Here is a 20,130-nt window from a genome sequence, read left to right as displayed (position 1 = left end):
AATATCAAAATAAAATTTGCTAAAGATTATAAAATAAAGTAAAATCACAGCAAAAAAAGGAAATAAATGATTAGTGTAGAATTAATAGAGCATATTTTTAAAGCTGCTTCTATATCAAGGTGGAATGATTATCCTAGAATGACAAATTTAGTCGAGCTTGATAAGCAAGCACATAAATTTATCATTGCTTATTTCATTGCTAAAATGGAAAAAGATGTCAATATGCGCTTTATCATAGAAGCGGGGATTTTTGAGTTTTTAAGTAGGGTAGTAGTGACTGATATACGCCCTGATGTGTACCATGAAATAACGCGTGCAAAAAATGAGCAGGTAAGTGCTTGGGTGTTAAGTAAAATCGCACCGATGATTCAAGATATTGAAAATAGTGAGTTTTTAAAACGCTATGAGCTTTTTTTACAAGGTAAAGATTATGCTAAAGAAAGACTTATTTTAAAAGCTGCTTCGTATTTTGCGACAAGGTGGGAGTTTAATATAGTTTATCAAACTAGCTCGTTTTTAAGTGATATTGATGAGATTAAGGCTAAGGTTGAAGAAGAATTAGAAGATTATTATGAATTAATCGGAGCAAGAAAAATAGCTCTTAATCAAAAAATTTCTAAAATAATCGATCTAAGCGGGCGTTTGCGTTTTCAAAAAAGATGGGCGCAAACTCCAAGGATTCCAGAAACTGCAGTTTTAGGACATATGCTTGTGGTAGCTATTTTGTCTTATTTTTATTCTTTAGAAGTAAAAGCATGCGATGGTAGAATAGAAAGCAATTTTTATTGTGCTTTGTTTCATGATTTGCCTGAAAGTTTAACTAGAGATATCATCTCTCCGGTAAAATATGGCATAGATGGTTTAAATGAAATCATCAATGAGTATGAAATGAAGCTTATTAATGAGAAAATTTTACCTTTTATACCACTATCTTTTAGAGAAGAATTTAGCTATATACTTGGTATTAGAGAAGGACAAAATGAAGAAAGTGCCTTTGTAAAAAATGAATTTGAAAATCGTATTTTTAATAACAAACCAAGTGTTTATAGTGGTAGTTTAGATGCGGTTAATGAGGATCGTTTTAAGGCTATTGATGGAAAGGCTTTGAAGTATTGTGATAAATTAGCAGCTTTTATAGAAGCAGCTTTATCGATTAGCTATGGAGTAAAGTCTAAAGAGCTTGAAAGTGGTTTTGTAGGAATGTATGAGTATTTTAAAACAAATCCGACTATTAATGGGGTAAATTTCTTTAGAATTTGTGAGGATATTAAAGGGTATTTTAAACTTTAAAAACCCTCTCCCAGATGACTGCGGCACACACTAAGTCTAAGTGCTCTGCTGTGTTCCCACCCTGAAGCGGTGCTTAAAAATAGCATTGCACAGGTCTAAGAGAAGGCAGTTGAAATAATACCTTAAAATATCTTAAAAAACATTGAGGTGAAGTATGTTGAGTATATTTGCAAACTTTTTATCTAAATTTAGAGAATTTTTTGTTCCTAGCCATTTGTCTTTAGAATTTAGAGCAAAATCTTTTGCTGCTATTATCGTGGCAAATAAGACTATAAAAGCAGAAATTTGGCAAGTTTTGGCTGATATTGCAAATGAAGTTTATCCAGATGATAAAAGTAGGCAGGCGATTTTAGTACAAACTTCTAAAGAATATGTAGATAGAGTTTTAAAAAATGAGCTTAGTTTAGATGCTTTACTTAAAAATATTGCTTTGCTTTTAAAGAAAAATCCAAGATATGCAAAAAAGATTAATTTCCATAGGCTTGAGCGTTTGATGGATAAAAATGAAGAAGAAGCTTTGGTGCAACTTAGGGTGTATGAGTTTTTTGAGCAAGAAATAAAATATATTTTAGAAAAAAATTCAAAAGAACCATCATGAAAGGCTAAAATTAGCGTTTCATGTTGATTGCTTTTTGTATCATTTGATCAGCTGTTGTGATACTTTTACTACTTGAATCATAAGCTTTTTGTAAAGTAATTAAATTTGTAAAAGCTACCGATAAATCTACATTAGATTGCTCTAAATAAGAGCCTTTAAATGTTGCTGTGCTGAAATTTCCATTAGCATCAAGCAAAAAGGTTGGATTGCCACTGTTGCTAGTTTGTCCATAAAGATTTTCTCCTAGCTTTTCTAAGCCTTGTTCGTTTGTAAAATTAAACAAAGCAAGTTTTGCCATGGCTATTTGATCGCCGTTAGTAAAAGTGGCAATGATAGTACCATCTGTGTTAATAGAATAATTATTTAAAAACCCTTCGCCTTTACCATCTGTTTGTGTATGTACTGAAGGTTGTTTGTTTTGTAAGGCATGAAGTCCATCATAACCTGAATTTGGTATATTTGGATCATAATATGAACCAAGATTTATATTAACTCTTGTACCGTTGTTATCTACTGAATTTAAGGTATTAGAAACTAAAGCTCCAGCTTCATTAAAGGTGATTAAACCCTCGGTAGTTCCACCTATTTTATTGCCATCATTATCATACACTTGAGCAACAGCTTTGTATTCTAAGTCTGTGCCATTTTGTGGTAAAACTCTATCTAATTTAACTCTTACCCAACTAATAGAACCATCAGGATTAATTAATTTTGCAGAAAGTTCTGAGCTATCAGCCACTTCTTTTTCTACGCTTAAATGAGATGATTCTAACTTAGCTGTTTCTAAATCTACTTTATCTAGTTTTTGATTATCAATACTAAAAGCTAAATTCTCATCTAAAGTAGCTTGTAATGTTTGACTAGCACCTTTTTCATCAGTAATTTTAAAATATATAGTATCGCCAGGTTTTAAGCCATAAATTTGCTCATCTTTTACACTACCTGAAATTTTTACACTACCATCTTCATTTTTACTAAATTCAAATTTAGAAGCATCTACATCTACATTTACAGCTTCTGTTTTGGTGCTTGTGTCTAAATTGCCACTCCAAGTGATATTTTGTGTTGGCTGAGGTGGCAAATAAAGATTTTTAGGTACAGAAATAGGTCCTTGAGTATTAACTCCACCCATTTGGAAATTCTGTCCAGGTGTTCCACTCCAAGCTGTGGTAACTTTTTGTCCCATAACTTGACCAAACATATTTGAAACCCTATCGCTTAGTTGAATTTCTTTTAATGATGGGTTCATAGTTCCAAGCACATAATTTCCGTTTGAATCTACTAAAAAGCCATTTGCATCAGGTTTAAAAGCACCATTTCTAGTATAATAAACTCCATTGCCATTACTTACACCAAAAAAGCCTTTTCCAGCAATAGCCACATCAAATTCATTGTCAGTAGAAACTAATGGTCCTTGTTCAAAAATATCATTAGTAGCTCCTGCTACACTACCATAACCAGTTTGACCTTTATTATATGATTGCGTTGTTATGGTGCTATAAAATACATCTTTGAAAGCTACATCGGAGTATTTAAAACCGACTGTATTGACATTGCTTATATTATGAGCAGTATTATCTATACCATAACTTTGGGATTTTACTCCATTTACCCCATTATAAAATGCTGTAAACATGATTTTATCCTGTAATTTCTTTAATATCTTCCCATTTAACCCAGCTACCGCCCATACCAACTAGAGCTTCGCCATCTTCAAATTTAACACCTGTAATTGGGTATGCACCATAAGTTGAGTTTACTGTCGTTCCATCTTCGCCTATATAGCTTGCTCTTACATAGTATTTGCCAGATGGTACAGGATTTCCACTATCATCGGTTCTATCCCAAACAATTTGCTTCATACCAGCAGTCATATCTTTAACTTTCATTGTTCTTACAGGATCTCCTGCTTCATTATAAATAGTAAATGTTACAGGTTCACTATCTGATTTATAAGCTGAATCAATCTTAGCTGTTTTGATATCAACGCTTGGAGTATGTCCTATAACCTTAAAGGTTTGATCTTCTCCAACTACTGCTTTAACAGTTTCTTCTTGGCCTTTATCATCAACTAATTTTACATATATAGTTTCTCCAGGTCCTGCTATTTCTTTATCTACCTTACCTGTGATATCTAGTTTATCTTCACCATTTTTCTTAAGTTCAAAACCTTCAATATCAATATCAGTCTTTTTACCTTTTTGTGGTTCTTGTGGTAAATACATATTAATTTGAAATTGTATATCATCATCTGCCACTACAAGATAATTATCCTTAACCGTTGCAAGTTTTCCAACCGCAGCTAATGCACTCATACCAGTACTTGCTGCAATAGAATTTTGTAATTTAGTCATTGCTACTACAAGCTGAGTCATAGTTTTATTAGTATTATCTTGCATTTCAAGCGCTGAAAGTTGTGCTGTTTGAGTAAGCATTTTTTCAGTATCCATAGGATCAGTTGGATCTTGATGTTGAAGTTCTATCAAAAGAAGCTTTAAAAATGCATCCTTGTCAAGCTCTGCTCCAGGGTTATAAATCAACCCACTATCGCCTTCCCCAGCTCTAGCATTTCCTTTGGCATTTGGCATATCTTTGGTGTTAAGTGCTGCTAAAGGACCTTGAAGAGTTTGTGTATTTATATTTGACATAAAAATCCTTTTTTATATGTTTTTAAAGCTTAAAGCAAAAAATATTCCATACTAAAAATATTTAGCTAAAACCATCTCTAAGCTTGGTTTTTCTTGAATTTCTTTTTCAAAATTCACCTTATCTTCTTTGTTATTATTGTTTTTTTGTTTTTGTGGATTATTCTGCTCTTTTCTTTCTTGGTTGTTAAAATTCATTTCTAAATTTGTAAATCCCATATTTACAAGAGCATTTTTAAACTCAGCTTGATGTTGTATGAAAAGATTTAAAGTATTTTGATTAGAATTAAAGCTGATGTTTAGGTTAGATCCTCTTTGGACTAAAGTTACTTCTACTTCCCCGAGATTGTGCGGGTTTAGAGTTATACTAAAGCGTGTTATAGGCGCTTTATAACTTTCTAGTTTTTCTTTAAATTCTTGAGCAAAATCATTGAAAGTTTCTTTCATAGGAATATTTTGATTTTTTACAAAATTATTAGAAACTCTATTCATTTCTTTCACGTAAGAATTTAAATTTTCCTCATTATGATCTTTTTCATCTTTTATAACTTCTTTAGTGCTTTTAAAAATATCACTAAAATTATCTGTGTTTTGAGTATTTTTGTCTGTTTTTAATTGTTTGTCTTGAGTGTTTAGTAAATTTTCTAAGTTAATTTTCAAATCTTGATTTTGATTTTGTAAATTTTGGATATTTTTTGTATTTGTTAATTCGGTTTTTAAATCTTTTGAATTTTCTAAAACAGAACTTATTTTTTTACTAAAGCTATCTTCGCTGGTGGTTAATTTTTCATTTTTTAATATCTCTTTAAAATCTATCTTTTCTTTGTTTTTAATTTCTTTTTTTAAGTTTGGATTTTGAGTTAGATTGATAAGCTCAATATCATTTAGTTTATCATTTTTACTAATATTTTTTATATTTTTTGTGTCTTTGATTTCTTTGTTATCTTGAATTTTTTCTACTAGTTTTTCTTCAAAATCTATGTTTTGAATATTTTCTTTTGCTTTTACATCTTTTTTTGGAAGTTCTATGTTTTTTAAAGCAGAAGAAAGTAAAGAAACACCTTCATTTTCTTTGCTTTTTATATTTTTGTTTGAATTTGGTTCTTCTTTTAAAAGTTTAGTAATTTTTTGATTGATTAAATCTTGAAAAACATTAGTATTGTTTTGTTTTTGTGGTTCAATTAAGTCTTTATTATTTAAATTTGGTGTTTTAAAGAAGCCTTTTTTGTCAAGATTTGGAAAGACTTCTTTTAAATCTTTAATTTGCTCAAATTTTATATTTTTGATATTTAATCCAAGCTCTTTTGCTATATTAAAAATCTCATTAATATTTTTGATATTTTTTAGCTTGTGCAAGTTTTTTTCAAGAGCTAAAATAGCAGTATTATCTTGGACAAGTTTGTTTAATTTTATATCCTTGCTATCGCTTTGTAAAACCTCTAATAAAGAAAGAATTTGCATAAAACTTGCACCTTCAAAAAGCTTTATAGCATCTTTTTCATCTAGTTGAGCTTTATCATCAATGGCTTCTTTTAAGCTCTCATTTTTATTTTCTTTTTGTGGTGCTTTAAAGTCTTTTGGTAAACTTCCATCTTTTTCATTTATTGCTTGCAATAAGGAATTTAAAAATTCCTCTCCATCGCTTTGTGAATTAGTACTTTCTTTGCTAGGATTTTCATTTTGTGGAGCGATGCTTAGTAAGTTTAAAGCATCGCTTGCTTGGATATTTGACATTAATTAACCTACTAAAAAATTATTTTTTGCTAAATTTGGAAATAAATTTTGTAATTGTGCTGCACAATCAAGTTTTAAATTTTCATGAGAAAGATTAAAGTTTTTAAATATTACTAACAATTCTTCTATATTTTTAGCATTTAAAACTGCATTTTCATTATGAGCATCATCTAAAATTTCACTTACTTTACTTGAAAGTTTTGCATAGTTTAGTTCTTTTTCTTCGTTTGAATTTACAACTTCTAAATAATTTAAAAGTTCCATAAAATGCTTACTATTTAAAACTGAAGTTCCTTGTTTTTCTAAGTTAGCGTTAAAGATTTGAGTGTTTAGGTTTGACATATTTTTCTCCTTAAAAATAATTCTTATCCAAGACAAAAGCAACAAGTGTTCCAATTTGCTAATCTTAATTTTTAAGCATTTTTTTTATATAATATTAGATTTTAAATTTAAGACTTTGGAGAAAAACTTGGATAATATTAGAAATATAGCCGTTATAGCTCACGTTGATCATGGTAAAACAACAATGGTAGATGAGCTTTTAAAGCAATCAGGAACTTTTAGCGAGCGTGAGCAAATAGCAGAGCGCGTAATGGATAGCAACGATATAGAAAAAGAAAGAGGTATTACTATACTTTCTAAAAATACTGCTATTAATTATAAAGGCACCAAAATAAACATCATAGACACTCCAGGCCATGCTGATTTTGGTGGTGAAGTTGAGCGTGTGTTAAAAATGGTTGATGGAGTTTTGCTTTTAGTTGATGCGCAAGAAGGGGTTATGCCTCAAACTAAATTTGTGGTAAAAAAGGCTTTATCTTTAGGACTTAAACCTATTGTTGTTATTAATAAAATCGACAAACCAGCTGCTGATCCTGAAAGAGTAATCAATGAAATTTTTGATCTTTTCGTGGCTTTAGAGGCAAATGATGAGCAACTTGATTTTGCAGTGGTTTATGCAGCTGCTAAAAATGGTTATGCAAAACTTGCACTTGAAGATGAAAGCACTAATATGGAGCCGTTGTTTAAGACTATACTTGAGCGTGTACCTGCTCCAAGTGGCAGTGATGAAAACCCTTTACAGCTTCAAGTTTTTACTCTAGGTTATGATAATTTCGTTGGTAAAATAGGAATTGCAAGAATTTTTAATGGTAAAGTAAAGAAAAATCAAAATGTAATGCTTGCTAAGGCAGATGGTTCTAAAATCAATGGAAGAATTTCAAAACTTATTGGTTTTATGGGTCTAGAAAAAATGGATATTGAAGAAGCAGGGACAGGCGATATTGTAGCGATTGCAGGTTTTGAAGCTTTAGATGTGGGGGATAGTGTGGTAGATCCAAACAACCCTATGCCACTTGATCCTTTACATATAGAAGAACCAACTTTAAGCATAGTATTTTCAGTAAATGATGGCCCTTTAGCGGGTACTGAAGGCAAGCATGTAACTTCAAATAAAATCGCAGAACGCTTAGAAGCGGAAATGAAAACTAATATTGCTATGAAATATGAAAGCACAGGTGAGGGTAAATTTAAAGTAAGTGGAAGAGGCGAACTGCAAATAACTATCTTGGCTGAAAATATGCGTAGAGAAGGTTTTGAGTTTTGTATGGGAAGACCTGAGGTTATCGTTAAGGTAGAAGATGGGGTTAAAACAGAGCCATTTGAGCATTTAGTGATTGATGTGCCTGATGATTTTACCGGAGTAGTGATTGAAAAACTAGGTAAAAGAAAAGCTGAAATGAAAACTATGACACCAACTGGAGATGGTCAAACAAGACTTGAGTTTGAAATTCCTGCGCGCGGGCTTATAGGATTTAGATCACAATTTTTAACAGATACCAAAGGCGAGGGTGTAATGAACCATAGCTTTTTAGAGTTTCGTCCATTTAGCGGGGCAGTTGAAAAAAGAAATAATGGCGCGTTAATTTCTATGGAAAATGGTGTTGCGCTAGGATATTCTTTATTTAATTTGCAAGATAGAGGAGTATTGTTTATCGATCCTCAAACAAAAGTATATACAGGTATGATTATAGGTGAGCATTCGCGCCCAAATGATTTAGATGTTAATCCGATTAAAGGTAAAAATTTAACGAATGTTAGAGCAAGTGGAAGCGATGATGCAATTAAGCTTGTGCCACCTAGAAAATTAAGCCTTGAAAGAGCATTAGAATGGATAGAAGAAGATGAGCTTGTAGAGGTTACTCCACAAAATATTAGAGTTAGAAAAAGATATCTTGATCCTACTCAAAGAAAAAGAATGGAAAAGGCTAAGTCTTAATGGATTTTGAAGCCATAAGACAAGCTTTAAACAAGAGACTCAAAGCTTTACAAATTTTAGCATTTGCTGAAGCTTTGGTTATATTTTTTCTTGCTTTTCAATTTAGTAAAGATGTGATTATAGCTTTATTTTTTGCTGTTTTAGCAGGAGTTTTGTTTTTTAGAATTTTAGGAAGAAAGCTTATGTGGGGACGCAATGAGCTTGTGTTTAAAATGTGTGAGGAATTTTTAAAGCAAAACAATGCTAAATTTGACAAACAAGGTTTTGATCAAAAAGATTTTGAAAAAATTGCTTTTGATTTTTCTTTAAAAACTTATCATTCTCAAAATTCTTTTGTTTTTGATGATTTTATTCTTTATGATGTGAAATTTAAAGATGAATTTGGGAATTTCTTTTGTGGAATTTTGCTTTATAGTAAGAAATTAAAAGAAGATATTAACTCAAATGAAAGTATTTTTGAAAAAGTAAAGGATAAAGAATTTTCTACACAAAGAGTTTTAAAAAAAGATGATTATTTGCTCATAGCAAGTTTGAAAAATCCTTTTTTTGCTGATTTAAAAATTTCAAGTGAGTTAAATTTTAAACTTTTTAGAGCTAATTTAGAAAAAATTCAAGCTTTTATACATGATTAAGTTTAGCTTACTTAATCATTTTGTTCTAAATTATTAATTTCTTGTATTTTTAAATTCTCATTTTTTCCCATTAAATTTTGTATGGTTTGGATTTGCTCTTTAGAGGCATAGCTTATATCTTTTAAAACTATCCAAGTGATTTTTTGATTACAAGGCTTGTTGAGTTTATTTTTAAAGATATAAAAAGATTGAAGATTGTTTGGCAATAATTCATTAGCACTTAAGCCTTGAACATAAAGTTTATCGCCTTCTTTTTTAGGAAAAGCACGAATGATTTTTTTAATAAAAGGATTTTCCGCACCTTCTTGTAAAAACAGCACAACCACTGCTATATCGCCTTTTTGACTTACATGACTAAAATGAATTTCTAAAGGATAAGACTTTTTATCAATAGAAATTTTTGATGGGCTATGGAAGTGAAAATGCGATAAATTATAACTTATATTATCTAGCACGATATGACTTCCATTGCTTGCAAAATGCATTTTTATGGTATAACCATCATTTATTAAACCAAAAGAATCGTTTAAATAGTTAAATTCTAAAGAATGATTTTTATTTGTAGTCTTTTTGCTATTTATATTGATAAAATCTTGATTTAAACCACTTTCACAATAAATCCAGTTTTTATCTAAATTTTTCCATTTATCTTTGTCTATGAAATTTCCATGCGAGGCATTTTGAGGCATTTGCTCATAGGCAAAAAGCATGCTAGTGGTAAATAAACTAAAAAGTATTTTTTTAAAATCCATAATATTCCTTTTTTAGTATAATTATAAAAAAATAAATCCTATAAAAAGCTTATGTTTAAAAATAATTATATTAAAATTAAATATTTTAAAAAAATTACAGATAATATTAAGGATAAATTGATCGATATATGGGAGGATAGTGTGAAACATTCCCATGATTTTTTATCTGATTTTGATAGAGAAAAGATTAAAAATAATCTTTTAAATTCTCAAGTATTCTTTAGTTTAAATTATTTGATTTGCTATGATAAAGATGAAATGATTGGATTTTTAGCATTTGTGGACGATAAAATTGAAATGTTGTTTTTAAGGTTAAAGTATTTTAATAAAGGTATAGGCACTGCTTTAATATCTAAAGCTATAAATGATTATCATTTGAAATATGTTGAAGTAAATAAAGATAATTATAAGGCATATAAATTTTATCAGAAAAATGGTTTTTTACAAGAGAGTGAATATAAAGATGAATATGGTTTTATTGTTTTAAAAATGAAATTTTAACTATTCTTTGCCATCTTTGATAGGTACAAAAAGGCATTCGTCTAAAACTTCTTTGCTAATCTCGCCATCTTTTTTGGTAAATTTAGTGATAAATTGTTGATTTCCTATGAGTAAAGGAGCTACTAAAATTCCATTGTTTTCAAGTTGATCAAATAATACATTTGGAATATGCTCTATATAGGCTGAGAGTAAAATTCTATCATAAGGCGCATAATTTTTCCAACCATTTTGCCCATCATCAAATTTTACATGAATATTAGCATAGTTTAGTTTTTTAAATTTTTCTATAGCGCTAATTGCAAGTTTTTCAATGCGTTCTATGGTAAAAACTCTTCTAATAAGCTTACTTAAAATCGCAGCTTGATACCCGCTACCACAACCTATTTCTAAAACACTATCAGCATCTTTAAAATCAAGTGCCATGGTCATTTTAGCCACAGTTAAAGGCGAGCTTATCCATTGATTTCCCATTAGAGGAAGCGCATCAAGTCTATAAGCATGCATTTTTAAAGGTGAAAAAATTTCTCTTGGAGTAGAACAAAAAGCTTCAAATAATTCTTCATTGATGAAAGTATTTTTGCGAATTTCTTCTGCCATTGTTTGACATTGTTTTTGTTCAAATATATGAATCAATAAGCACTCCTTGATAAAAAGCGTTATTTTATCTTAAATTTTATTTATCTAGCTTTAAAATCCTTAAGGCGTAAAAACGCCTTAAGATTAATCAAGTGTATAAAGGATGTTTGAGCTATCTTGATAAGATAAGATATGCATTTTGCCATCTTTAAAGAATAAGCTTCTTGCATTAGTTATATTTTCTGGATAAGAAATAGTTTTTACAACTTCTTCTTTATCTAAATCAATTACAGCAATAACATTATGCTTTTTACTTAATGCATAAATTTTACCATCTTTAAATGCCATTGAAGTTACATAAAGATCGCCTAAAGTTTTTCCTTCTTTTAAGTCAGCTTTAGGGGTAAATTCAGCTGAAAGAACTCTATCTGCTAAAGAAATTTTAGAAATTACAAAAGTTTTAGCGTCTTTATTATTTGGAACGGTAGCAAGATACATATATTTTCCATCTGTTGTTGTGCTTAAAACATGATGGAATTTAGCTCTAACTGTATCAATTCTACCACGACCAAGATCTTTACCTTGACCCTCGAAATTATTTGCTCCTCTTATAAAATCAGCATATTGTAATGCTTCATCTGCATTAGGATTTTGAGCAAATCTTAAGAAGGATTTATTAGAACCCATTAAGATGTATTTGTTATCTAAATAAGGAATAATTCCTACGATAGGATTAATTGTAGCTGAAAAATATGGATCTAATAGAAAATCTGTTTTAGTGCTAAAATTATCATCTAAGAAAAATACTTCCCATTTAGAGCTTGCAACATACTCTCCATTAATATAATCAAGAGTATTAATAGGCTTAGGAAAATCAATTTTTGTTTCATTTGTTATTTTTAGATTTTCATCAATACTTGCAAATGGAGCATTGCTGATATTATTATCAAACCGAATGCCTAGTTTTTCACTAGCAGGTGCAAAAGCAAAATCAGGTTCTTTAACATCGCGTTTTCCTAAGAAAGAAACACTTTTCCAACTTTTACTCCAGCCTGAATCAGACCAAATGATGTATTTAGGATTTAAGCTAAAACGAACCGGATCACCTTGCCCACTATATGGAACAGGACCAGTGCTTACGAAAGCTTGGAATACATTTGAAGCTACAATAAAAGCAACAATAATCATAGCAGCTAGGTTAAATTTAGTTAATTTTCTAAAGCTAGCTCCTTCCATTTCTTTTTCAAAAGAACCAAATTTTGGAGCAAAGGCAAAAATAACACCAAGCAATAAAACTACAGCCCAAAATACCACTTCAGCCCAAAAATAAGTATGTAAACCAAAAATAGGTAAACCAAAACCTTGATCAAGATCACGGTGTGCATGACCACTTACATGATTAAATGATTGCCATAAACCAAATGCAGTCGCGATTAAAAGGAAAGCTAAAAATTTACCTTTCATACCATAGCGTACAATAAATAAAGCTGCCACACCGATATAAATCATTGATTCTCTTTGGCCCCAACAAGAAGTACAAGGACTATCACCTAGCATATAGCCAAAGATTAAATTTGCAGTTCCAACAGGCATTAAGATAACCAAAAAACCTGCTAAACACATTAAAAAATAAAAGAATTTAGTTTTGTTAATATCACACATATTTGCCACCTTATAGATTCATTAGGCCTAAGATTGCGCCTGATTTGCGACCTAAATAGTCAAATACCATAATAGCCCATGAAATTACAAGTATAGAAAAAGCTAGTTTTTCTTTTTCTGGTTTAACTATCATGAGAACTATGGCGATAAAGATTAACAAAAGTTCTAAAAACTCCATAATTACTCCTTATAAATAAAATAAAAACCGCCGATTTTACTATATTAGAATAAATAAAAATAAAATATTAAATTGAAAAATAGATTTGATTTAAAAAATGTAATAAAATGAGTAGTTTTGTGACTTAAAAGTCATCAAAACTTAAGCTTCCTTTAGAGTAATTTGTAACTTTGCTTTCAAAAAAATTGCTCTTTTGGTCATTAAATTTAGAAAAATCATCCACCCATTTAATAGGATGTTTTGCATTATAGATTTTATCAAGATTGATAGCAATTAGTCTTTGATCAACAAGATAGTGAATATACTCTTCTATAATATCATCTGTAAAGCCCATGATTTGATTTTGAGTGATGTATTTACCCCATTTAATTTCAAGTTCGCCTGCTTTTTTAAACATATCATAGATTTTACTTACATTGGTATCATTAAATAAATCAGGTCTTTCTTTGCGTACAGAATTAATCATATTTTGAAATAATAGCAAATGTGTAATCTCATCTCTTTGTATAAAGCGTATCATTTGCGCTGAACCTAGCATTTTCCCTGCACGTGCCAAAGCATAAATAGCAGTAAAACCACTGTAAAAATACACCCCTTCTAAGATTTGATTTGCTACCATTGCAAGTAAGAGTTTATTATCATCTACTTCACCGGCTAATTCTTCATAAATACTTGAAATGAAATCATTTTTTTCTCTTAAAGTTTCATCGTGTTTTTCCATTTCATAAATTAGGTCCGTATTTTCACAGATTGCTTCAACCATTACCGCATAAGATTTTGAGTGATTTGCTTCTTCATAAGCTTGTCTTGCTAAAACTGCATTGATTTCAGGTGCTGTGATGTAAGGATTGATATTATCAGCAAGATTATTTGTTTGAAAACTATCCATTGAGATAAGTTGAGACCAAACTAAATCATACATTCTTTTTTCTGCTACGGTTAGATTACAACGATAATCAAGCGCGTCTTTAGTTGTATCCACTTCTTTTGGAAACCAAGTATTTGCTTCCATTAAATCCCAAAGCTTTAAAGCCCAAGTGTATTTTGCTTTGGTGAAATTTAAAATCCCATGAGGATTACCATTAAATACTTTTCTATCATTTAAAGTTTCATTTGATTTTGGATTATAAATTCTTTTTCTATTCATTTTTCTACCTTTGTGACAATAACACTTTGGCTTAAAATATCATGCAAAGCCAAAGTATCTTTTCTTAAAAAACTTACCAAAAACCCAATCAATAAACCAAAACTTACGATAAAAATTATATAGCGTAAGAGTATTCTAAAAAAATTAAGTTTTTGGCCATTTTTAAGATCAATTAAATATAAATCATAAGCTTTAAGTCCAGGACTTTGGGCTTTTTTTGCTAAAAATAAGGCCTGTATAAGCCCAAAAATTAAAGAACATAAAAAAATTGTAAGTTGATTGTTTAAAAAGGCTTCTTTAGAGCCAAGTGTAAAATAAAATAAATATAAAATAGGCACATAAAGCAAAAATAGATCAATCAAAAAAGCTTTAAATCTTAAAAAGCGAGTAGCTATTTTTGCTTTAGTTTTCATTAGTTTCCACGACTACCAGGTTTGATAGCTTTGGTGCCTTTTTCACAAAGTGGACAAGCGTTTGCTTCATAAATATCAAATTCAAAATTTCCTAGTGCAAAAAGTGGTAAATTTTCAGGCAGTTTTGCATTTTCTTTTCTTGGATTGTTTAAATTTTTTACTGCACAAAAACCACGATTTGCTAAAGCTGCAAAGCCTACTACTTCCCCACCTAAGTTTTCGATGATTTTTGCACTCTCAAGTGCAGAACCACCTGTTGTAATAATATCTTCACAAATGATAAATTTTTCACCTTTTTTTACTTCAAAACCACGTCTAAGACTCATCACTCCTTCTACGCGCTCAGTGAAAATAAAGCGTTTATTGCAAGCTCTAGCAAGCTCATAACCTGCTAAAATTCCACCCAAAGCAGGAGAGCAAATACTATCAAATTCAATGTTAAAACTAGCAATAACTTTTGCAAGCTCCTCACAAAGTTCACCCGCTAGTTTTGGATTTTCTAAAACTTTAGCACTTTGAAGGTAAAACTCAGAGTGTTTCCCTGAGCTAAGCAAGAAATGCCCTTGTAGGTATGCTCCACAATCTTTATAAATTTGTTCTAAGTTCATTATCAAACCTTTAAAAGTTCTGCTTCTTTATTTTTAACTAGTTCATCTACTTTTGCTGTGTAGCTATCAGTTTGTTTTTGGATTTCATCATAAGCTTTTTTAGCTTCATCTTCTGAAATTGCTTTATCTTTTTCTAGTTTTTTAACTGCATCATTTGCGTCTTTTCTAATGTTTCTAATGGCTACTTTAGCTTTCTCTCCCATAGCTTTGGCATTTTTAGCATTTTCTTCTCTTTGTTCTCTTGTCATAGGTGGAAAGAATAATTTTACACTTTCACCGTCATTGTTTGGATTTACTCCTATATTTGCTGCAGCTATAGCACTTTCTATGGCTTTTAGCATTGATTTTTCCCAAGGAGTAATGCTAATAGTTGAAGCATCGGTTGCTAAAACTGTTGCTACTTGATTAAGCGGGGTTGCACTACCATAATAATCTACATGAATATGATCAAGTATATTGATATTTACTTTACCAGTTCTTATAGTGGTAAAATCTTTTTTTAAAGCCTCTAAGCTTTTGTCTGATTGTTGTTTTTGCTTGGTATAAATTTCATTTAGCATGATTTTTCCTTTTATTTGCTAGTATTGCTTTCGCTAATTGGGGCACTTGGTGCGACTGGAATGCTAGTTGTATTTGTTTCAGGTGCTTTTGGCAAAATTTGTTCTGCTTTTTCAGCAAGTGAGTTAGAGTTAGCATTATTATACATATAACTTAGAGCGATTGTATTAGCAATAAGCAAAACACCCATTACAAAAGTAAATTTAGCTAAAAACCCCGCAGGACCCTTTGCTCCAAATAAACTTTCATTGCTTCCGCTATATGCTCCAAGTCCTATACTTGAGCTTTTTTGTAATAAAACCGCAATACAAATAATCACAACAATTGCAAATTGCAAAATAATTAAAAGAGTAGTCATGAATTTTCCTTATTGAAAATAAAATGAGTATTGTAACTTAAAAAGTTTGATAAAAACTTGAAAGAGGTAAATAAAATTTGCGAGAAAAAATCTCGCAAATTTTTATCTGCTATTAAAGCTTCTTAAAATATTAAGAAGAGAGATGAAAAGGTTGATAAAATCAAGATAAAGTGCAACTGCGCCTTCGATTGGTGTTTCATAGTTTCCTCTAATGATGTTTTGAGTATCATAAAGAATGTAAAAAGAAAATAAAATCGCACCAATACCAGAAATTGCTAAACTCACAAGTGAGCTTTGGAAAAATAGATTAATTAAAGAAGCTACTACGATAACGATTAAAGCTATAAAAAGCATTTTTCCCATCATAGTAAAATCTCTTTTTGTATTCATAGCAAATACACTTAAAGCACCAAAAGCTACTGTTGTTAAAGCAAAAGCTTGAGCGATGATGCTAGCCCCTGCAGGAAGTGCTAAAACTGAATATAAAAGTGGTGTTAAAGTAAGCCCTGAAACAAAAGTAAAGGCAAAAAGTAAAATTAAATTAAGCGGAGCTTCTCTTTTTTTCCATTGCAATGCAAACAATAAACCAATTTCAACAATAAATAAAATCCAAAAAGTTGCTTGAGATTGTGCAAATAAATGTGCTAAGGCAAAAATTCCTATATAAGCACCTGCTGTTGCAGCTAACAATGAAGCAGCAAAAAGCTGATAAGTTTGTTTTATAAAAATGCTTAAATCACTTCTAGCATAACCTTCAAATTCTTGAGTTTTAGAGTTAGAATAATCTCTATCATAAAGACTCATTAAAATCCTCCAATAATTTTTAAAACTAAAATTTACAAAAAAAAGATAAATGAAAGATTAAAACCACATAAAAATGCAACAAAAAATAAATTTATAGATTTATTTTAAGTAAAAATAATTTAGTATAATGTTTTATTAAAACCAAAAAAGGACTTTTCTTGAAAGACTTGATCGAAGGTGCTTTAAAATTTATGCAAGAAGATTTCAAAGAGCATGCAGAGCTTTTTGAAAGTTTAAAAAACAAGCAAAATCCTCATACGCTTTTTATAGGTTGTGCTGATTCAAGAGTGATACCCAATTTAATCACTAATACAGGCCCAGGGGAGCTTTTTGTCGTAAGAAATATAGGCAATATAGTCCCACCTTATAGAGTAGGAGATGATTTTTTAGCAACAACTTCAGCTATTGAGTATGCTTTTAATTCTTTACATATAAAAAATATTATAGTTTGCGGTCATAGTAATTGTGGTGGCTGTGCGGCTTTATATGCAAATGAAAGTGATTTAAAAAATATGCCTAATGTTAAAAAATGGCTTACTTTGCTTGAGCCTATAAAAAATAAAGTTTTAAAAGTTGCAGGTAGTGATTTGGCTATGCGTGCTTGGATGACTGAAAAAATGAATTTGGTAAATTCTTTGCAAAATTTATTAACTTATCCAGGTATTGAAGAGGCTTTAAATAAAAATGATATTGAACTCCATGCTTGGTATTACATCATAGAAACGGGTGAAATTTATGAGTATGATTTTAATTTTGAAAATTTTGTTTTAATTCAAGAGAGGGTGAGAAAATCATGAAAAAGATTATTAGTATTGTTTTATTTTTTTTATTTATTAATACCTTGCAAGCGCAAGAAAAAAATATTTTAGAAGATAAAAATAGTATTTTTGCTTTGGTGCAAAATTATATAGAACTTAATTTGCTTTTGGAAAGCTTTAAAAATAGTGATACAAATAGCAGCGAATTTCAAGATAATATTAAAGAAATAGAAAAACAAAAAACCGCACTTTTAACCACTTTGCCTTTAAAAATGGTATCTCAAAAAATTGATGATAAAGAAGCAAAAGATTTTTTAAAAACTAAAAATGCTTTACAAAAAAGTGTTGAAAACGCTCAAGCTAAAAAAAGATATTATGATTATGTGGATAATAAAATCAAACTTTTAAATTTAACCTCCGCGGAGCATTTTTATTTATGTATCTTTGAATTAGAAAAAGTTTTTATCGAAGGAGCGCAAAGTCAGACCATAAAAAACATTATCGATAAGAGTATTGATGTGCTTAAAGAAGATATGGTGTTTAATTTTACCTTAGATAAAGAAAAAATTAATGATATTACTCAGCTTAGAACCTTAGAAATCAATGAAAATAATTTAAGAAATGCTATTAAATCTTATAATGAAATTTTAGTTTATCTAAGAAACAATGCAAATTTACTTGAAACTAACTTTTTATTTACAGGCTTGGGCTTGCAAAATGCAATTAATTATATCAATGAGCAAACTTCTATAAGTAGTGTAAATGTTGGAAAAATCGTTATTTCTATTGCTGTAATTGTCTTTTTTTATTCTTTGAAATTTTATCTTGCAAAAATTTTGTATTTTGTATTGATACATTTATTTGGAAAAAATTCAGAAAATGTGGAGATAAAAACTCATTTTCTAGAAAAGCTCCAAGGGCCAGTTGGTTGGTTTTTGTTTGCTTATGCTATAGGAATTTGTTTTACTATTTTTTACTATCCTGCACCTGTTGATATAAGAATTAGTAATATTTTATCAATTGTTTATGTTGTTTTAACTGCTTGGCTTGTTATAAATATTTTTGATAGTTATGGTATGGTGATTGTGGCAAAGCTAGCTGAAAAAAGTGGCAAGCGCGAAGTGGTTAATTTAATCATTAAAATTTTATATTTCATCATTATAGTGATAGCTGTTTTATTTGTTTTAGCGCATTTAGGGTTTAATATTTCAGCATTGATTGCATCTTTAGGTATTGGTGGTTTGGCTGTGGCATTAGCAGCTAAAGATATTATTGCAAATTTCTTTGCTTCTGTGCTTTTGCTTTTTGATAATAGTTTTAATCAAGGCGATTGGGTGGAAATTTCAGGTATAGAAGGAACTATAGTAGAGATTGGACTTAGAAAAACCACTATTAGAACTTTTGATAATTCTTTAGTGTTTTTACCAAACTCAACCATCATGGGAACAAATATAAAAAATTGGAGCAAAAGAAAAATAGGGCGCCATGTAAAATTATTTATCGGTGTAACTTATGATGCAAGACCTGAGCAACTTGAACAATGTGTAGAAGATATAAGATATTTATTAGCAACTAGTCCTTTGATAGCTCAAGTTGATGATAGTGCGTTAAATCATGGTGGAACCCGCGCTAGGTATAGACAAAATCTAGTTTCAGTAAATGACTTGGAAGGTTATAAAAACAATACTTATGTGGCTGTAAGTGGTTTTGGTGCAAGCTCTATTGATATAGAAGTATATTTTTATACTAAAGCAGTAGATGCTGCAGGTTTTAGAGAGGCAAGACAGAGTATTTTGCTTGAGTTGATGAAAATTGTTGAAAGAAATAAGCTTAGCTTTGCTTTTCCTTCGCAAAGCCTTTATATAGAAAAAATCAATAAAGAAGACAAAGAAGAGTTATTATCTTAATAAGCTCTTCTTTGATCATCACATTCTACTATAATTTTTTCAGCGATGATAATACTTCCATTTTTACTACCCTTAACTTTAACAAGACTTCCTTTTTTTAAATCTTGTACATTAGCTTGTTTTTTATTACTTCCAAAAATTCCGCAACTATAAATATCAATGCGTGTTTGGGGTAAGACCGTGATGATTAAATTATTGTCAAAACTTGTTTGAATGCTTAATGAATTTGTAGTGGTGTTTTTTAAGATACCTTGAACTTTATAGGCAAATGCAAAAGTGCTAATGCAAATTAATATAAGAAAAAAACGCATTAAAATAACTCCTTTTTAGGAGTTATTTTACTTAATAAGCTCTTTTTTTGCATTCGATTTTGATTTCTTTAGCGGTGATATTTTGAACTTGATTTGGCGTTTGTGGATTTGGTGTTGTTTGAGCATAGCCATGGAAAACTTCAGCTTCTATAAAAGTTCCTACTTTTAAATCTCTAAAAGTGCCGTATTTATCCATACCAAAAATACCACAATCATCCATATCAATTTCTGTATTTGGTAGAATTTTTACATTCATTTTTTGACCATAAGTAGTGTCAATTAAAATAGTTTTTGCGCCATCATTTACATCTACAATTACCCCATAAATTCCATCTGCATAAGCAAGACTTGAAAGGCTTAAAGCCGTTAATAATGTAGCGATTTTCTTTTTCATTTTTTCTCCTTTATTTTTTATGCAAG

The 20,130-nt window shown here is 30.1% G+C and carries 23 protein-coding genes and 1 other RNA gene; 7 read left to right on the top strand and 17 right to left on the bottom strand.

The genetic code is table 11. The features are described from left to right. The first annotated feature begins 66 nt into the window (after nt 1-66). Nucleotides 67-1,290 (top strand): HD domain-containing protein, encoded by a 1,224-nt coding sequence (locus tag L8W55_RS04430; RefSeq protein WP_263677509.1) that lies wholly within the window; start codon nt 67-69, stop codon nt 1,288-1,290. Nucleotides 1,291-1,294: 4 nt separating this feature from the next. Here L8W55_RS04430 and ffs read toward each other — a convergent pair. Beyond that, nucleotides 1,295-1,392, bottom strand: an RNA gene (gene ffs / locus L8W55_RS04425) — signal recognition particle sRNA small type. A 52-nt stretch (nt 1,393-1,444) separates the two neighbouring features. On the opposite strand from ffs, the gene L8W55_RS04420 reads away from it, so the two are divergent. After that, nucleotides 1,445-1,888: a hypothetical protein gene (locus L8W55_RS04420; RefSeq protein WP_263677508.1), complete on the top strand. Its 444-nt coding sequence runs from the start codon at nt 1,445-1,447 to the stop codon at nt 1,886-1,888. 10 nt (nt 1,889-1,898) lie between these two features. On the opposite strand, the gene L8W55_RS04415 is transcribed toward L8W55_RS04420, so the two are convergent. The 4 genes from L8W55_RS04415 to L8W55_RS04395 are packed head-to-tail and all read right to left on the bottom strand — an operon-like array spanning nt 1,899 to nt 6,609. Continuing rightward, complete coding sequence (locus tag L8W55_RS04415; RefSeq protein WP_263677507.1) at nt 1,899-3,524, bottom strand: flagellar hook protein FlgE; 1,626 nt, start codon at nt 3,522-3,524, stop codon at nt 1,899-1,901. 4 nt (nt 3,525-3,528) lie between these two features. Further along, nucleotides 3,529-4,536, bottom strand: coding sequence for a flagellar hook capping FlgD N-terminal domain-containing protein (locus L8W55_RS07980; RefSeq protein WP_412175268.1), 1,008 nt, complete (start codon nt 4,534-4,536; stop codon nt 3,529-3,531). A gap of 51 nt (nt 4,537-4,587) precedes the next feature. Beyond that, nucleotides 4,588-6,267 carry a flagellar hook-length control protein FliK gene (locus tag L8W55_RS04400; RefSeq protein ID WP_263677506.1) on the bottom strand — a complete coding sequence of 560 codons (1,680 nt, stop codon included), beginning with the start codon at nt 6,265-6,267 and terminating at the stop codon, nt 4,588-4,590. A gap of 3 nt (nt 6,268-6,270) precedes the next feature. Continuing rightward, nucleotides 6,271-6,609: a hypothetical protein gene (locus L8W55_RS04395; RefSeq protein ID WP_039619431.1), complete on the bottom strand. Its 339-nt coding sequence runs from the start codon at nt 6,607-6,609 to the stop codon at nt 6,271-6,273. 127 nt (nt 6,610-6,736) lie between these two features. Between L8W55_RS04395 and typA the strand changes: the two genes are divergently transcribed. Beyond that, nucleotides 6,737-8,545: a translational GTPase TypA gene (typA, locus tag L8W55_RS04390; RefSeq protein ID WP_039629177.1), complete on the top strand. Its 1,809-nt coding sequence runs from the start codon at nt 6,737-6,739 to the stop codon at nt 8,543-8,545. Next, complete coding sequence (locus L8W55_RS04385) at nt 8,545-9,177, top strand: poly(A) polymerase (RefSeq protein WP_263677505.1); 633 nt, start codon at nt 8,545-8,547, stop codon at nt 9,175-9,177. The genes typA and L8W55_RS04385 overlap by 1 nt, the downstream gene beginning before the upstream one ends. Nucleotides 9,178-9,188: 11 nt before the next feature. Here L8W55_RS04385 and L8W55_RS04380 read toward each other — a convergent pair whose 3' ends face one another. Continuing rightward, the gene (locus L8W55_RS04380) at nt 9,189-9,929 is read right to left on the bottom strand and encodes a carbonic anhydrase family protein (protein ID WP_263677504.1); all 741 of its coding nucleotides are present in this window, start codon (nt 9,927-9,929) and stop codon (nt 9,189-9,191) included. 117 nt (nt 9,930-10,046) lie between these two features. On the opposite strand from L8W55_RS04380, the gene L8W55_RS04375 reads away from it, so the two are divergent. Then, nucleotides 10,047-10,430, top strand: a complete 384-nt coding sequence (locus L8W55_RS04375; RefSeq protein WP_263677503.1) for a GNAT family N-acetyltransferase — start codon at nt 10,047-10,049, stop codon at nt 10,428-10,430. Here the strand turns inward: L8W55_RS04375 and L8W55_RS04370 are convergent, their stop codons facing one another. The 9 genes from L8W55_RS04370 to L8W55_RS04330 all read right to left on the bottom strand — a co-directional run bounded on the left by L8W55_RS04370 (nt 10,431) and on the right by L8W55_RS04330 (nt 16,734). Further along, nucleotides 10,431-11,060: a protein-L-isoaspartate(D-aspartate) O-methyltransferase gene (locus L8W55_RS04370; protein ID WP_263664091.1), complete on the bottom strand. Its 630-nt coding sequence runs from the start codon at nt 11,058-11,060 to the stop codon at nt 10,431-10,433. A gap of 90 nt (nt 11,061-11,150) precedes the next feature. Further along, nucleotides 11,151-12,668 (bottom strand): disulfide bond formation protein B, encoded by a 1,518-nt coding sequence (locus L8W55_RS04365; RefSeq protein WP_263677502.1) that lies wholly within the window; start codon nt 12,666-12,668, stop codon nt 11,151-11,153. A gap of 10 nt (nt 12,669-12,678) precedes the next feature. After that, nucleotides 12,679-12,846, bottom strand: a complete 168-nt coding sequence (locus tag L8W55_RS04360; protein ID WP_039619427.1) for a hypothetical protein — start codon at nt 12,844-12,846, stop codon at nt 12,679-12,681. Nucleotides 12,847-12,970: 124 nt separating this feature from the next. Next, nucleotides 12,971-13,993, bottom strand: coding sequence for a ribonucleotide-diphosphate reductase subunit beta (locus L8W55_RS04355; protein ID WP_173786944.1), 1,023 nt, complete (start codon nt 13,991-13,993; stop codon nt 12,971-12,973). After that, nucleotides 13,990-14,406 carry an RDD family protein gene (locus tag L8W55_RS04350; protein ID WP_263677501.1) on the bottom strand — a complete coding sequence of 139 codons (417 nt, stop codon included), beginning with the start codon at nt 14,404-14,406 and terminating at the stop codon, nt 13,990-13,992. The genes L8W55_RS04355 and L8W55_RS04350 overlap by 4 nt, the downstream gene beginning before the upstream one ends. Beyond that, nucleotides 14,406-15,014: an orotate phosphoribosyltransferase gene (gene pyrE / locus L8W55_RS04345; RefSeq protein ID WP_263677500.1), complete on the bottom strand. Its 609-nt coding sequence runs from the start codon at nt 15,012-15,014 to the stop codon at nt 14,406-14,408. Before pyrE ends, L8W55_RS04350 begins: the two co-directional genes overlap by 1 nt. A 2-nt stretch (nt 15,015-15,016) precedes the next feature. After that, a complete protein-coding gene (gene frr / locus L8W55_RS04340; protein ID WP_263677499.1) occupies nt 15,017-15,574 on the bottom strand; it encodes a ribosome recycling factor in 558 nt (185 codons plus the stop codon). Between the two features lie 11 nt (nt 15,575-15,585). Continuing rightward, entirely contained in the window at nt 15,586-15,930 is a 345-nt protein-coding gene (gene secG / locus L8W55_RS04335) for a preprotein translocase subunit SecG (RefSeq protein WP_133319019.1), read from the bottom strand. A 102-nt stretch (nt 15,931-16,032) separates the two neighbouring features. Continuing rightward, nucleotides 16,033-16,734 carry a Bax inhibitor-1/YccA family protein gene (locus tag L8W55_RS04330; protein ID WP_039619421.1) on the bottom strand — a complete coding sequence of 234 codons (702 nt, stop codon included), beginning with the start codon at nt 16,732-16,734 and terminating at the stop codon, nt 16,033-16,035. A 158-nt stretch (nt 16,735-16,892) separates the two neighbouring features. Between L8W55_RS04330 and L8W55_RS04325 the strand changes: the two genes are divergently transcribed. Together L8W55_RS04325 and L8W55_RS04320 are read left to right on the top strand one after the other, a co-directional pair. Then, nucleotides 16,893-17,531, top strand: a complete 639-nt coding sequence (locus L8W55_RS04325; RefSeq protein WP_263677497.1) for a carbonic anhydrase — start codon at nt 16,893-16,895, stop codon at nt 17,529-17,531. Beyond that, complete coding sequence (locus L8W55_RS04320) at nt 17,528-19,399, top strand: mechanosensitive ion channel family protein (RefSeq protein ID WP_263677496.1); 1,872 nt, start codon at nt 17,528-17,530, stop codon at nt 19,397-19,399. Before L8W55_RS04325 ends, L8W55_RS04320 begins: the two co-directional genes overlap by 4 nt. Here the strand turns inward: L8W55_RS04320 and L8W55_RS04315 are convergent. Together L8W55_RS04315 and L8W55_RS04310 are read right to left on the bottom strand one after the other, a co-directional pair. Further along, nucleotides 19,396-19,710 carry a hypothetical protein gene (locus L8W55_RS04315; protein WP_263677495.1) on the bottom strand — a complete coding sequence of 105 codons (315 nt, stop codon included), beginning with the start codon at nt 19,708-19,710 and terminating at the stop codon, nt 19,396-19,398. The genes L8W55_RS04320 and L8W55_RS04315 overlap by 4 nt on opposite strands. A 31-nt stretch (nt 19,711-19,741) precedes the next feature. Beyond that, entirely contained in the window at nt 19,742-20,104 is a 363-nt protein-coding gene (locus L8W55_RS04310) for a hypothetical protein (protein ID WP_263677494.1), read from the bottom strand. Nucleotides 20,105-20,130 lie beyond the last annotated feature (26 nt).

It is taken from the genome of Campylobacter sp. FU_520, assembly GCF_025772385.1.
In the GTDB taxonomy this organism is placed as follows: Bacteria; Campylobacterota; Campylobacteria; order Campylobacterales; family Campylobacteraceae; genus Campylobacter_D; species Campylobacter_D lari_C.
The sequence above is the reverse complement of the archived record's forward strand: the minus strand, read 5'-3'. Positions and strand labels throughout refer to the sequence as shown.